10 protein-coding genes are annotated in these 13,549 nt (G+C 61.8%); 6 read left to right on the top strand and 4 right to left on the bottom strand.

Annotated elements, in window-relative coordinates; all coding sequences use genetic code 11:
• Positions 1–108: 108 nt before the first annotated feature.
• The 4 genes from ACV8MC_RS10300 (at position 109) to ACV8MC_RS10315 (ending at position 6,595) form a co-directional block, all read left to right on the top strand.
• Positions 109–2,460, top strand: coding sequence for a 7TM diverse intracellular signaling domain-containing protein (locus tag ACV8MC_RS10300; protein WP_315435864.1), 2,352 nt, complete (start codon positions 109–111; stop codon positions 2,458–2,460).
• 95 nt (positions 2,461–2,555) lie between these two features.
• On the top strand, positions 2,556–4,205 hold the full coding sequence (locus tag ACV8MC_RS10305; RefSeq protein ID WP_457265184.1) for an acyl-CoA dehydrogenase family protein: 1,650 nt from the start codon (positions 2,556–2,558) through the stop codon (positions 4,203–4,205).
• Between the two features lie 182 nt (positions 4,206–4,387).
• Entirely contained in the window at positions 4,388–5,887 is a 1,500-nt protein-coding gene (gene amn, locus ACV8MC_RS10310; protein WP_016773051.1) for an AMP nucleosidase, read from the top strand.
• A 72-nt stretch (positions 5,888–5,959) separates the two neighbouring features.
• A complete protein-coding gene (locus ACV8MC_RS10315; RefSeq protein ID WP_056790617.1) occupies positions 5,960–6,595 on the top strand; it encodes a pseudouridine synthase in 636 nt (211 codons plus the stop codon).
• Here the strand turns inward: ACV8MC_RS10315 and ACV8MC_RS10320 are convergent.
• Positions 6,590–6,799 carry a DUF2788 domain-containing protein gene (locus tag ACV8MC_RS10320; RefSeq protein ID WP_016773053.1) on the bottom strand — a complete coding sequence of 70 codons (210 nt, stop codon included), beginning with the start codon at positions 6,797–6,799 and terminating at the stop codon, positions 6,590–6,592. The genes ACV8MC_RS10315 and ACV8MC_RS10320 overlap by 6 nt on opposite strands.
• 804 nt (positions 6,800–7,603) lie before the next feature.
• A complete protein-coding gene (locus ACV8MC_RS10325) occupies positions 7,604–8,083 on the bottom strand; it encodes an Lrp/AsnC family transcriptional regulator (protein WP_007909658.1) in 480 nt (159 codons plus the stop codon).
• A 450-nt stretch (positions 8,084–8,533) separates the two neighbouring features.
• On the opposite strand from ACV8MC_RS10325, the gene ACV8MC_RS10330 reads away from it, so the two are divergent.
• Complete coding sequence (locus ACV8MC_RS10330) at positions 8,534–9,472, top strand: DUF6515 family protein (protein WP_252876952.1); 939 nt, start codon at positions 8,534–8,536, stop codon at positions 9,470–9,472.
• Here ACV8MC_RS10330 and ACV8MC_RS10335 read toward each other — a convergent pair.
• Together ACV8MC_RS10335 and ACV8MC_RS10340 are read right to left on the bottom strand one after the other, a co-directional pair.
• On the bottom strand, positions 9,466–10,362 hold the full coding sequence (locus tag ACV8MC_RS10335) for a cation diffusion facilitator family transporter (RefSeq protein ID WP_457265187.1): 897 nt from the start codon (positions 10,360–10,362) through the stop codon (positions 9,466–9,468). The genes ACV8MC_RS10330 and ACV8MC_RS10335 overlap by 7 nt on opposite strands.
• Positions 10,363–10,375: 13 nt before the next feature.
• Entirely contained in the window at positions 10,376–10,795 is a 420-nt protein-coding gene (locus ACV8MC_RS10340) for a polyribonucleotide nucleotidyltransferase (RefSeq protein WP_252876951.1), read from the bottom strand.
• Positions 10,796–10,905: 110 nt separating this feature from the next.
• Between ACV8MC_RS10340 and hrpB the strand changes: the two genes are divergently transcribed.
• A complete protein-coding gene (gene hrpB, locus ACV8MC_RS10345) occupies positions 10,906–13,425 on the top strand; it encodes an ATP-dependent helicase HrpB (RefSeq protein ID WP_457265189.1) in 2,520 nt (839 codons plus the stop codon).
• The last annotated feature ends 124 nt before the right edge of the window (positions 13,426–13,549 follow it).

Genomic DNA, 13,549 nt, shown 5'->3' on the forward strand with positions numbered 1-13,549 from the left:
GCTATGCTAGGCTGGATCCAAACAATCACAGGTAATACCGGTTTTACGTCTACTCAAAGGGAATGGGGGGCTTCCTGACACAACCGGACGAGCCACGCTGGGGCTTCAATGCGCTATTTGCTGATGTTGCTGTTCTGCTTGCCCCTCATGGCGAGCGCTGTCGAATTCGACGAATTCACCCAAAGCCTGCCACTGGGCCGATCGCTGCAAGTGTTCGAAGACCCGAGCGGTCAGGCGACGATTGCCGACGTCCGCGCGCAAGACGCCGCCGGCCAGTTCAAAGCCCACGACAAAGCCACGCTCAACGCCGGTTACTCGCGTTCGGCGTTCTGGCTGAAGATCGACCTGCATTACCGCCCGAGCAACCCGGCCGCCCAGCGCACCTGGTTGCTGGAACTGGCGTATCCGCCGCTTGATCACCTCGACCTGTACTTGCCTGACACCAGCGGCGAATACCGACTGGTGCGCCAGACCGGCGATGCCTTGCCTTTCGCCAGTCGCGAGATCCGCCAGAACAACTACCTGTTCGACCTTCCCTTCAAACCGGATCAACAGCAGACGCTGTACCTGCGCCTGGCCAGCGAAGGCTCGATCCAGGCGCCGGTGACGTTGTGGTCGAGCAGCGCATACCTCGAAGACCAGCCGGTGCGCCTGTACGTACTCGGCATCATTTATGGCGTGCTGCTGGGGATGCTGGTCTACAACCTGTTCATCTACCTGAGCGTGCGCGACACCAGTTACCTCTATTACATCTTCTATATCGGCTCGTTCGGCCTCTATCAATTGTCGGTCAATGGCGCGGCGGTCGAGTATTTCTGGCCGGACAACCCATGGTGGGCAAACGCCGCGACACCGTTCTTCATCGGTTGCGCCGGACTGTTCGGCAGCCAGTTCGCTCGTAGTTTCCTGCAGACCAAGACCCACAGCCCCTGGCTGGATCGCTTGCTGATCGGCCTGATTGCCTTCAGTGCGCTGGTGATCGGCCTGTCGCTGATGACCAGTTACGCCCTGGCCCTGCGCCTGGCGACCACACTGGCGCTGACCTTCACCGTGGTGATCTTTGCCGCCGGGATTCTTGCCTGGTGGCGCGGCCTGCGTGTGGCGCGTTACTTCATCATCGCCTGGTCGGCATTCCTGCTCGGCGGCATCGTCAATACGCTGATGGTGCTGGGCCTGCTGCCCAACGTGTTCCTGACCATGTACGCCAGCCAGATCGGCTCGGCCATCGAGGTGGCGCTGCTGTCGCTGGCGCTGGCCGATCGCATCAACGCCATGCGCGAACAACAGGCGCAGACCTTGTTCGACGCCGGGCAGAAACTCGAAGTGCTCAACCAGCAACTGGCCCACAGCAACAAGCTCAAGGACGAATTCCTCGCCACGCTGACCCACGAACTGCGCACGCCGATGAATGGGGTGATCGGTTCGCTGGAGCTGATGCAGACCGTCGACCTCGATCCCGAGCTTGAGCAATATCAACAAACCGCCGCCGGTTCTGCTCGCGACATGATGCGCATGGTCAATGGCATCCTCACGCTCACTGAATTGCAGGCCGGCAAACTCAAGGCGACGCCGGGCAGTTTCAGCCTGCGCGCAGTGGTCGAGGCGTTGCGCGTGCAGTTCGAAGGTAATGCAGCGAGCAAGTCGCTGGACTTCAAGGTCGAGGTGCTGCCGACCCTGCCGGATCGCTTGCTCGGCGACAGCGCGAAACTGGCGCAGTGCCTGGAATGCCTGCTGGACAATGCGATCAAGTTCACCCGCGTCGGCGGGCTGGCGTTGCGCGTTACAGGGCGGCCGTCGGCGGATGAGCGCATGGGGCTATCGTTCGCGGTGATCGACACCGGTATCGGTTTCACTGATCTGGGCGAGGCGACCCTGTATCAGCGTTTCTTCCAGCTCGATGGTTCGATGACTCGCGAATACGGCGGCCTGGGGGTGGGGCTGGCGATCTGTCGGCAGCTGGTCGAATTGCTCGGCGGCAAACTCACCCATCGTTCCGAGCCGGGACGCGGCAGCCGCTTCCAGCTCGATGTCGAATTCGAACTGCCGGTGATCGAAGCGCCTGCGGATCAGCCGACCCGCGATTGCATTCGTGCGCCGCAGGACTGCACGGTGCTGCTGGTGGACGACAACAGCGTCAATCAACTGGTCATGCGTGGCATGTTGCTCAAGCTCGGTTTCCGCGTGCGCAGCGCTGACAACGGCGCCGCCGCGCTGGACTGCCTGCAACGGGAAAGCTTCGATGCGGTGCTGATCGATTGCCAGTTGCCCCGCCACGAAGGCGCATCGCTGTGCTGCCAGATCCATGCATTGCCGGGCTGTGCGCACTTGCCGGTATTCATGCTGGCGCTGGGTGCGGATCGCGAGCAATGCGCCCCGGGCGCGCCTATCGACTATCTGCACAAACCGGTCAAATTCGAGGATCTGCAGGCTGCATTACAGCGCCGCGTGCTCAGTTGCTGATGGGGTAAAAGCGCCGCAAAAACGGCGTCTATGACACTTTGTTCAAAAAAGCACCAGTGCTTAACTGGTGCCATTGCTGAACACGGAGCGCCGTCATGAACCTGCATCAGTTCGCCGAAACCCACGAAGTCACCAATCAGCCGCCGTCGCTGGATGGCACCAACCTGTACCGCATCGACCTGCCGCTGCAAGAGTGGTCGCGGCGTTTTGGCGCCGATTGGGCCGAGTCGCGCATCGATGCCTATGGCGCACTCGCGGGTGGGCCTTTGATGGAAGCGGGGTTTCTCGCCAACCAGAACAAACCGGTGTTTGCCAGCCATGATCGCTACGGTCACCGCATCGATCTGGTCGAATTTCACCCTGCCTACCACGAGCTGATGCGCACGGCGATCGAGCATGGCCTGACCTCGCTGCCGTGGGCGCACCCGCAGGACGGCGCACATGTCGCCCGCGCGTCGATGACCTATCTGCACAGCCAGGCCGAGGCCGGCAGCGGTTGCCCGTTGACCATGACCTTCGCCAGCGTGCCGGCCCTGCGCTTGCAGCCGGAGCTGGCCGAACAGTGGCTGCCGAAAGTCCTCGCCACCGAATACGATCCGCGCAACGTCGGCATGGCGCACAAGGCTGGCGTGATCATCGGTATGGCGATGACCGAGAAGCAGGGCGGCACCGATGTCCGCGCCAACACCACCAAGGCTTATCCGGTCGGCGCCAGCGGCCCGGGTCAGGCCTATGAACTGGTCGGGCACAAGTGGTTCTGCTCGGCGCCGATGTGCGACGCCTTCCTGACATTGGCGCAAACCGACAAGGGCTTGAGTTGCTTCCTGCTGCCGCGCCATCGCCCGGACGACACGCGCAATCAGTTCTACATCCAGCGTCTGAAAAACAAACTCGGCAACCAGTCCAACGCCTCCAGCGAAGTGGAGTTTCGTGGCGCACTGGCATGGATGATCGGCGAAGAAGGGCGCGGCGTGCCAACCATTATCGAGATGGTCGCCATGACCCGTTTCGATTGCATGGTCGGCTCCAGCTCGCTGATGCGCCAGGCGCTGACCCAGGCCAGTCATCACTGCGCGCACCGCAAGGTCGGCGGCAAATTGCTCAGCGAGCAGCCGCTGATGCAAAACGTGCTGGCCGATCTGGCGCTGGAGAGCGAAGCGGCGCTGGCCCTGAGTCTGCGCATGGGCAAGGCGCTCGATCATCTGGATGATCGCCACGAAGCGCAATTCGCGCGGCTGGTGACGGCGGTGGGCAAATACTGGATCTGCAAACGTGCGCCAGGAATGATCAACGAAGCCGCCGAATGCATGGGCGGCGCCGGTTATGTCGAAGACAGCATCCTGCCGCGTCTGTACCGCGAAGCGCCGGTGAATTCGACGTGGGAAGGGTCGGGGAATGTGCAATGTCTCGACGTGCTGCGCGCATTGTCAAAAGAACCGGGCGTGCTCGATGTGCTGTTCAGCGAACTGGGCGACGGCCATGGCGACAAGCGTCTGGCTGCGCATATCCAGCAGTTGCAGGCGCAGTTCAAGGACACCAGTGATATTCAGTATCGGGCGCGGCAACTGACTGAAGACATCGCGCTTGGGTTGCAGGCCAAGCTTCTGTTGGAGGCGGGGAATTCAGCCGTAAGCGATGCTTTCATTGCCAGCCGTCTGAGCGGTGGCGGTGGCGTCTACGGCGGGTTGCCGCGTGGGCTGGACGTTGAAGCGATCGTCGCACGCTCGACCCCTCAGCTTTTCTGACCCACGTCATATCCCCCCTGTGGGAGCGAGCCTGCTCGCGAAAGCGGTGTGTCAGTCGACATCTTTATTGGATGATCCACCGCATTCGCGAGCAGGCTCGCTCCCACAGAGGACATCATTGGTCTGCAGATTTAAGTGTCGCCACAACGCCACTGTTCCCGTGCGTCCACGATGCAGGCAAGATGAAGCTCTGCAAGTCAGAACACAGGAAGCTGATCGTGACCGAAGCGTTTATTGTCGTTCAAACCGCCGAACAAGCCGTGGATCGTCTGGCCGAGCTGCATGAGCGGGCCACCACTGCGCTGAATTCTGCCCTCAAGCGTTACCTCAAGGACCGCGTCGAGCCCGACGCCGAACAGCGTGCCCTGTTTCGTTATCCCGAACTGCGTCTGACCTACCACTGCCAGGGCGAAGTGCCGCAGACCACCCGCGCTTACGCCAAGGTGCAGTTGCCCGGTACTTACAGCGTCACCGTCACCCACCCGGCGGCGTTTCGCAAATACCTGCTTGAACAACTGACGCCGTTGATGCACGACTTCACCGTGACCGTCGAAGTCGGCGTCAGCCAGCAGAACATTCCGTATCCGTACGTGGTCGAGCAGGGCGATGAACTGGCCGGTTCCGGCGTCACTGCGGCGGTGCTGGCGCGGGTGTTCCCGAGTACCGATCTGTCCGCCGCTACCGATGGCATTGCCGACGGTCTCTACGACTGGGAAAACACCGATCCGCTGCCACTGGCACTGTTCGATGCGGCGCGCGTGGACTTCTCGCTGCGCCGTCTGGTGCATTACACCGGCAGTGACTGGCGCCATGTGCAGCCGTGGATTCTGCTGACCAACTATCACCGCTACGTCGACCAGTTCATCGTTCATGGTCTGGAGCAGTTGCGCCGCGACCCGCGTTTCGTGCGCATGGTCCTGCCGGGCAACGTGATCATCGAGAAGAGCATGGACCACGGCGAAGCCTCGGCGATTGCCGCCGGTGTGGTCTGGCACCGTTACCAGATGCCGGCCTATCACCTGATCGCCAGCGACGGCCACGGCGTCACGCTGGTGAACATCGGTGTCGGCCCTTCCAACGCCAAGAACATCACCGATCACCTGGCGGTGCTGCGTCCGCATTGCTGGCTGATGATCGGCCACTGCGGTGGCCTGCGTCAGTCGCAGACCATCGGCGATTACGTGCTGGCCCACGCCTACATGCGCCGCGACGGCATTCTTGATCGTGTGGTGCCGCCGAATATTCCCATCCCGGCACTGGCCGAAGTGCAGCTTGCTCTGCAGCAGGCGGCGGCGAATGTCACCGGCGAGAAGGGCGACGACCTGAAAAAACGCCTGCGCACCGGCACGGTCCTGACCTACGACGACCGCAACTGGGAACTGCGCTGGGCTCAGGAGCGGCCGCTGATCAACCTGTCCCGCGCGGTTGCGGTGGACATGGAAAGCGGCACGATTGCAGCGCAGGGTTATCGCTTGCGGGTGCCGTACGGCACGCTGCTCTGTGTCTCGGACAAACCGCTGCACAGCGAAATCAAACTGCCGGGCTCGGCCAACGCCTTCTATGAGCGCGCGGTCAGCCAGCATTTGAAAATCGGCATCGAAGCGGTGGATCTGCTGCGTACCGAACTCAACTCGCTGCACTCGCGCAAGTTGCGCAGCTTCGACGAGCCACCATTCCGTTAACGGTTAGTCGTGGTCATTTGGCGGTCGGGGCACTAGCATTGTCAGCCCTGATCGCTAAATGTTCTGTCTCTTATGTCCCGTCCCCCGCGTCCACCTTCCCGCCGTCCCGGTGTGAAACCTCAGTCTTCTGCCCCGCGCCGTGTTGCCAAGGCACCACCGGCCGAGCCGAAACTGATCCTGTTCAACAAACCCTTCGATGTGCTGACGCAGTTCAGCGACGGTGAAGGGCGGGCGACACTCAAGGATTACATCGATGTGCCAGGGATTTACCCGGCCGGACGTCTGGATCGCGACAGCGAAGGTTTGTTGCTGCTGACCAACGACGGCCAGTTGCAGGCGCGCATCGCCGATCCGAAACACAAACTGGCGAAGACCTATTGGGTGCAGGTGGAGGGCGAGCCGACGGCTGAGCAGTTGCAGCGCCTGCGTGATGGCGTCGAGCTGAATGACGGCATGACTCTGCCCGCCCAAGCGCGGCAACTGGCTGAGCCGCAGTTGTGGCCGCGCAATCCGCCTGTACGCTTTCGCGCGACCATACCGACTTCATGGCTGGAACTGGTGATTCGCGAAGGGCGCAACCGTCAGGTGCGGCGCATGACGGCGGCCGTCGGGCTGCCGACGTTGCGTCTGGTGCGAGTCAGGATTGGTGACTGGACCCTTGAAGGGCTGGATCAGGGCCAGTGGCGGGAAGTGCCGGCGCGCTTATAAGGCGCCGGATTCGATCAGGCCGATCACCACACTCTTGATGATGAACGCGGCCACGCCCAGGCCCAGCACGAAAAACAGAATGAACGAGCCGAACCGCCCGGCCTTGGACTTCTTCGCCAGATCCCAGACGATGAAACCCATGAAAATGATCAGGATGCTGACCAGACCGGTCATCATCCACTCTTCGAACAGTGCTGGATCCATTGGCGATCTCCGGCGCGGACAGGGCTGAAAGGGCGGCGGCGAGTATACGCCATGGTCGGTGGGGTGGCATTGATCTGGGTCTGATCCGCAATTGTTGCCCTCACCCTAACCCTCTCCCGGAGGGAGAGGGGACTGACCGAGGTGTCTGGCGTCTTACATCGACCTGAAATATCGAGTCGCTTATGGATTCACAACAGAACTTTCAGGTCGGCGTACTTCTAGAGCATCTCTAGGTCGGCTCCCTCTCCCTCCGGGAGAGGGGATTGACCGAGGTGTCTGGCGTCTTACATCGACCTGAAATATCGAGTCGATTATGGATTCACAACAGAACTTTCAGGTCGGCGTACTTCTAGAGCATCTCTAGGTCGGCTCCCTCTCCCTCCGGGAGAGGGGACTGACCGAGGTGTCTGGCGTCTTACATCGACCTGAAATATCGAGTCGATTATGGATTCACAACAGAACTTTCAGGTCGGCGTACTTCTAGAGCATCTCTCGGTCGGCTCCCTCTCCCTCCGGGAGAGGGGACTGACCGAGGCGTCTGGCGTCTTACATCGACCTGAAATATCGAGTCGATTATGGATTCACAACAGAACTTTCAGGTCGGCGTACTTCTAGAGCATCTCTAGGTCGGCTCCCTCTCCCTCCGGGAGAGGGGACTGACCGAGGTGTCTGGCGTCTTACATCGACCTGAATATCGAGTCGATTATGGATTCACAACAGAACTTTCAGGTCGGCGTGCTTCTAGAACATCTCTCGGCCGGCTCCCTCTCCCTCCGGGAGAGGGCTGGGGTGAGGGGCTTTTGCTTAGCTACGCAAATGAGTCAGCGGCAATTCAGTACTGTTCAAAACCTGATTCAGCACAAAACTCGACCGCACGCTGGTGACCCCCTCGATCCGGGTCAGATGCCCCAACAGCAACTTTTGATAGTGATCCATATCCGGCACCACCACTTTCAACTGGTAGTCGGCATCCACTCCGGTCACCAGACTGCATTCCAGCACTTGCGGCAACGTGCGGATTGCCGCCTCGAAATTCTCGAAGCGCTCGGGGGTGTGCCGGTCCATGCCGATCAGTACATACGCCGTCAGGCTCAAGCCGAGCATCTTGCGATCGAGCAGCGCCACCTGGCGCGAGATATAGCCATCGTCTTCCAGCTGCTTGACCCGGCGCGAGCAAGGCGAGGGCGACAGACCGATGCGTTCGGCCAGTTCCTGGTTGGAGATACGGGCGTCGCGCTGCAATTCCGCCAAAATACTCAGGTCATACCGGTCAAGTTTGCTCATCAATCTGTCCTTGGTCGTAACTATTGCGGCAGATTATCTATCCAGGGTTAAAAATTGCGCAAGCGGTGTTTAATTGAGCAATTTTCGCAATCCTGTGTCGCAGCCTCAGGCTTATTCTTAACACCAGAATCACTGCTCGGTAACACAGTCCACGCGGCCCGCCCAATCAGGCCCGCCGAGGCCGCCACCCCCACCGGGGATGTGCCGGCCCCCGAGCTGCACACTGCCCAGAAGACAGCGTGAGGTGAGCCGACGTCAAAAGCGTCGAGCCAGGACGAAGTTCTCCAGAAGGGAGGCCGACGGGTCTCCCTTTTTTCTTGCCTGCGATTTCATGTTGGCGCCTCAATAAATAAGTCGCGCGACTGATAACCTGTTGCAGAACCCGATGGGGCTGTTTCGAGTCTCAGCAACAAGCCCTGCCAACGACAGGCTCCCACAGTGAGGAAAAGCATGAATTCGCGCATCTGGCGTCTGGCCGGTGTTGGTTTGCTGTGTGTGGGTGTCAGTGCGCAAGCGCTGGCCGATGAGCCGCAGAATCGCGGGCCGGGCAACGGGCCGCAGAACGACGGGATTATCCGTGGCGACAACAGCCGTCAGTTCGAGCACAACGGCCAGCCGCATAACAATGACGGTCAATGGCAGAACCGCAACCGTGTCGATGATCGTCCAGAACCGCCTCGCCAGCCGGGCAACAACCTGCCGATCCAGCCGCGACCCGACGCCGTGCACCAGACTCAGGAGCCGCGTCAGGGTTACTACCGCGACGAGCGCCCGCAGAACGGTTACCACAATCAGCAATGGCAGACGCGGCCACGTCCCGATGACAACCGCTGGCCGGGACGGCCGAACGGTCATGGCAATGGCTGGGGGCCTGGCCCACAATATCGTCCGGGCCATGTGATCGATCGTTTCCCGGATCGTGATTACCGCGTGCCGTATCGCGGTCAGGATTACTTCTATTCCGGCGGCTACTGGTATCGCCCGCAAGGCCCGCGTTACATCGTCGTGCAGCCGCCGCGCGGGATCCGCATCCAGTATTTGCCGGATTACGCCCGTGAAGTGTGGATCGGCGGCTCGCTGCTGTTCCTCGCCGCCGGCTCGTATTACGCCTATCAAGAGGCAACGCAGGATTACGTGGTCGTCGAGCCGCCGCTGCAGCAACCGCCGCAACCGCAATCTCAAGGCTATGACGTCGAAGCCTACCCGGCCAACGGCCAGTCACCGCAGCAGGTGCAGCAGGACGGTTACCAGTGCTCGCAGTACGCTGTGCAGCAAAGCGGTTTCGACCCGCGCACCGCGACCTACCAACCGGCGCCCGAGGTGGTTCAGGCTTATCGCCAGGCGCAGGGCAACTGCCTGAGCAGTCGCGGTTACCAAGTCAATTATTGAGTGCGGGCGGCGAGCACCACTTCCTGTGGGTCGGCGTGCACCAGCACTTCGGCCTTCGGATAAGCCCTGTGAATCGCCGCCGCCGCTTGATCGCTGATGCCATGGGCGACTGACAGGGTCAGTTCGCCCGGCAATTCCAGGTGCAATTGCACGAACCAGTGGTTGCCCGAGATCCGCGTGCGCAAGTCATGCGCACCGAGCACCCCCGGCACGCTGCACGCCAGCTCAAGCATGTGCTGGCTGACATCGGTCGGCAACTCCTCGTCCATCAACACCGAAAAACTTTCCCGGGCGATCTGGATCGCACTCCAGAAAATGTACACGGCGATTCCCAGCCCGAACCACGCGTCCAGTTGTGCAAAACCCATCCCGGCCAACACCAGCGCGATCAGGATGCTGCCGTTGAGCAGCAGGTCCGAACGGTAATGCAGCGAGTCGGCACGCACGGCGTTGGAGCCGGTCTGCTTGATCACCCGGTGCTGCAACATCAGCAGCGCCGCGGTCAGCAGCAGGGAAAAAACGATCACACCGATGCTCAGCCACGGCGCGCCAAGCGGCTCTGGTTTCTGCAAGCGCTCGTAGGCCTGAAACGCGATCAACACCGCGCTGCCACCAATGAACAACGCCTGGGCCATGCCCGCCAACGATTCGGCTTTGCCGTGGCCATAACGGTGATCGTCATCCGCCGGGCGCAAGGCGTAATGCACCGCCAGCAGATTGAGCATCGAGGTGACGCCATCCAGCGCCGAGTCGGTGAGGCCGGCGAGCATGCTCACCGATCCGCTGAGCCACCAGGCAATCGCTTTGGCGATGATCAGCGTGCACGCGACCGCCACCGAGGCGCGGGTCGCCAGCCGCAGCAGGCGGGCGTGTTCGGGGCTGGAGGTCATTGAACGTCCTTATTCAAGCGGCGGGTTGCAGGCCGAACATCGCCAGTTGCTGAGTGCTGCCCTTGTGCTGGATCAGGCGCGGGTCGTCGAGAGGAAAGTCTTTACCCAGTTCGCTCTCGAGAATCGCCTGCAACTTGTGATTGTCGACCTGACCGTCCGGGCCGATGGCTTGCTTGAGCTTGGCCGGATCGATCTGCGCGGTGTGGCCCGGTTCGAAATAGATCGCCCCAGTGGCGAAGTCGACGGCAAACGCGATCAGCCCGGGAATGATGTAGAACAGCAGGCCGACGGCATCGAGCACGGCAATCGCCGGGTCGATCTTGCCGTCGATCTGGCCACGGCGGTCCGGGTAGAAAATCGAACCGCACGCCGTGAGTTGCGTGAGCAGAGTGGTGACCAGAACACCGCCGATCAGGCGAGAGGGTAAGCGCATGGAAATGTCTCCTGAGTCATCAAATAACGAAGCTTCGTCTTGTGAAGTTAAGACCCTGACGAACGTCAGACAGTTCGTCGTTATACTCGCCGCTCTGTTTGGGAGCCAGCATGATTTCTTTGCCGATCGACGATGTTTTACCCGCCCTGCGTGAAGCCCTTGCGTCACGCAACGAAGCCGTGCTCGAAGCACCGCCCGGCGCCGGTAAGACCACCCGCGTGCCCTTGGCCTTGCTCAACGAAGCCTGGCTGGCCGGGCAGACCATCGTCATGCTCGAACCACGGCGTCTGGCCGCGCGCGCAGCGGCGGAACGTTTGGCCAGCGAGCTCGGCGAGCAGGTCGGTGAAACCGTCGGCTATCGCATCCGCCTCGACAGCAAAGTCGGCCCGAAGACGCGTATCGAAGTGGTCACCGAAGGCATTCTCACCCGGCGCTTGCAGGACGACCCGGCGCTGGAGGGTGTGGGCTTACTGATCTTCGACGAATTTCATGAACGCAGTCTCGACGCCGATCTGGCGCTGGCCCTCAGTCTGAACGGTCGCGAGCTGTTTCGCGCTGAACAGCCGCTGAAGATTCTGCTGATGTCGGCCACCCTCGAAGGCGAGCGCCTGGCGGGCTTGCTCGATGACGCGCCGATCCTGCGCAGCGAAGGCCGCATGTACCCGGTGACGATGCGCTGGGGCCGGCCGTTTCAGCCAGGCGAATACATCGACCAGCGCGTTACCCAAACCGTGCTCGAAGCGCTGCACGACGAGACCGGCAGCCTGTTGGTGTTCTTGCCGGGACAGGCGGAGATCCGTCGCGTGCATCAGCAATTGGCCGACGCAATCGGCGAGCGCAAAGACGTTTTGCTGTGCCCGTTGCACGGTGAACTCGACCTCAATGCGCAACGCGCGGCAATCGATCCGGCGCCGCCCGGTCAGCGCAAAGTGGTGCTGGCAACCAACATCGCCGAGACCAGCCTGACCATCAACGGCGTGCGCGTGGTCATCGATGCCGGGCTGGCGCGGGTGCCGCGTTTCGACCCGGGCAGCGGCATGACCCGCCTTGACACTCAACGCATCTCCAAGGCCAGCGCCACCCAGCGTGCCGGCCGCGCCGGGCGATTGGAGCCGGGCGTGTGTTATCGCCTGTGGTCACAGGATCAGCACGAACAGCTGGCGGCCTATGGCAGCGCGGAAATTCTCTCGGCGGATCTGGCCAGCCTCGCTTTGCAGCTGGGGCGCTGGGGCGTGACCCCGGGCGAACTGGTCTGGCTGGATGTGCCGCCAGCGGCCGCGTATGCGCAAGCGCAGGATCTGCTGCAACGGCTCGGCGCCTTGCACGGCGACACGCTGACGGCCCACGGCCAGGCGATGGCTGAATTGCCGGCGCATCCGCGCATTGCGCATTTGCTGTTGCGCGGTCAGGCATTGGGGCTGGCGGCGATGGCCTGCGATGTGGCGGCGCTGCTCGGCGAGCGCGATATCCTGCGCGGCGCTGGCGCGGATCTGCACAGCCGATTGGTCCTGCTTTCTGGCCAAGAACGTGCCGGTCGTGGGGCGCAGGGCGGGGTGCAACGTGCCCGGCAATTGGCTCGGCAATATCGCGGCTATCTGCGCGGCAAGCCGAGCGAACCGGTAAACGATCCCGAGCATCCACGCTGGCTCGGCGCGCTATTGGCGCTGGCCTACCCGGATCGCGTCGCCCAGCAACGGCGTGCCGGGGGGGCCGAATACCGCTTGGCCAGCGGTCGCGCCGCGCTGTTCGCTGAGGCCGACAGCTTGATGAAGCATGAGTGGATTGTCATCGCCGACCTCGGCAGCCGTCAGGGCCAGCGCGAAGAACGCATCTATCTGGCGGCGGATTTCGATCCGGCGCTGTTCGATTCGGTGCTCGCCGAGCAAGTGCGCAGCGTCGACCAACTCGATTGGGATGAACGCGAAGGCGTGCTGCGTGCCGAGCGCCAGCGCAAGGTCGGCGAGCTGATTCTCAGCCGCGAACCGTTGACCGGTCTGGATGAAAACGCGCGCAGTCAGGCCCTGGTCAATCTGGTGCGACGCAAGGGTCTGGAGCTGCTGCCATGGACGCCAGAACTGCGCCAGTGGCAGGCGCGGGTGGCGCTGCTGCGTCAGCTCGATCTGAACACTCAGGACGACAGCCAATGGCCGGATGTCAGCGATGCAGCGCTGCTCAATACCCTGGAAGACTGGTTGCTGCCGTATCTGGGCAAGGTCTCGCGGCTGAGCCATTTCGCCAACCTCGACCTGTCGAGCATCGTGCGCAATCTGCTGCCGTGGCCGCTGCCACAGAAACTCGACGAGCTGGCGCCGCATCATTTGAGCGTGCCGTCGGGTTCATCGATTCGTCTGGATTACAGCGAACATCCACCGATTCTCGCGGTGCGTTTGCAAGAGCTGTTTGGTCTGGCCGATACGCCACGGATCGCCGGCGGCCGGCAAGTGGTCAAGCTGCATCTGCTGTCGCCAGCGCGGCGACCGGTGCAGGTCACGCAGGACCTGGCCAACTTCTGGCGCAGCACCTATGCCGAGGTGAAGAAGGATCTGAAGGGGCGTTATCCGAAGCATTATTGGCCGGACGATCCTTTGATCGCCGAAGCCACGGCGCGGGCGAGACCACGGGGCACCTGACCCGCAATGGCTGCGTGCCATTAGCCCATCCGTGCTAATTGCCCTTGGTTGTTCAGGCTCGCAAAATCGCCGCCTGAACAATAACAAGCCTTGTTGCCTGACAACTTGCGCCCAAGGAACGGAA

The sequence above is a fragment of the Pseudomonas sp. PK-RTE-24 genome, assembly GCF_054052265.1.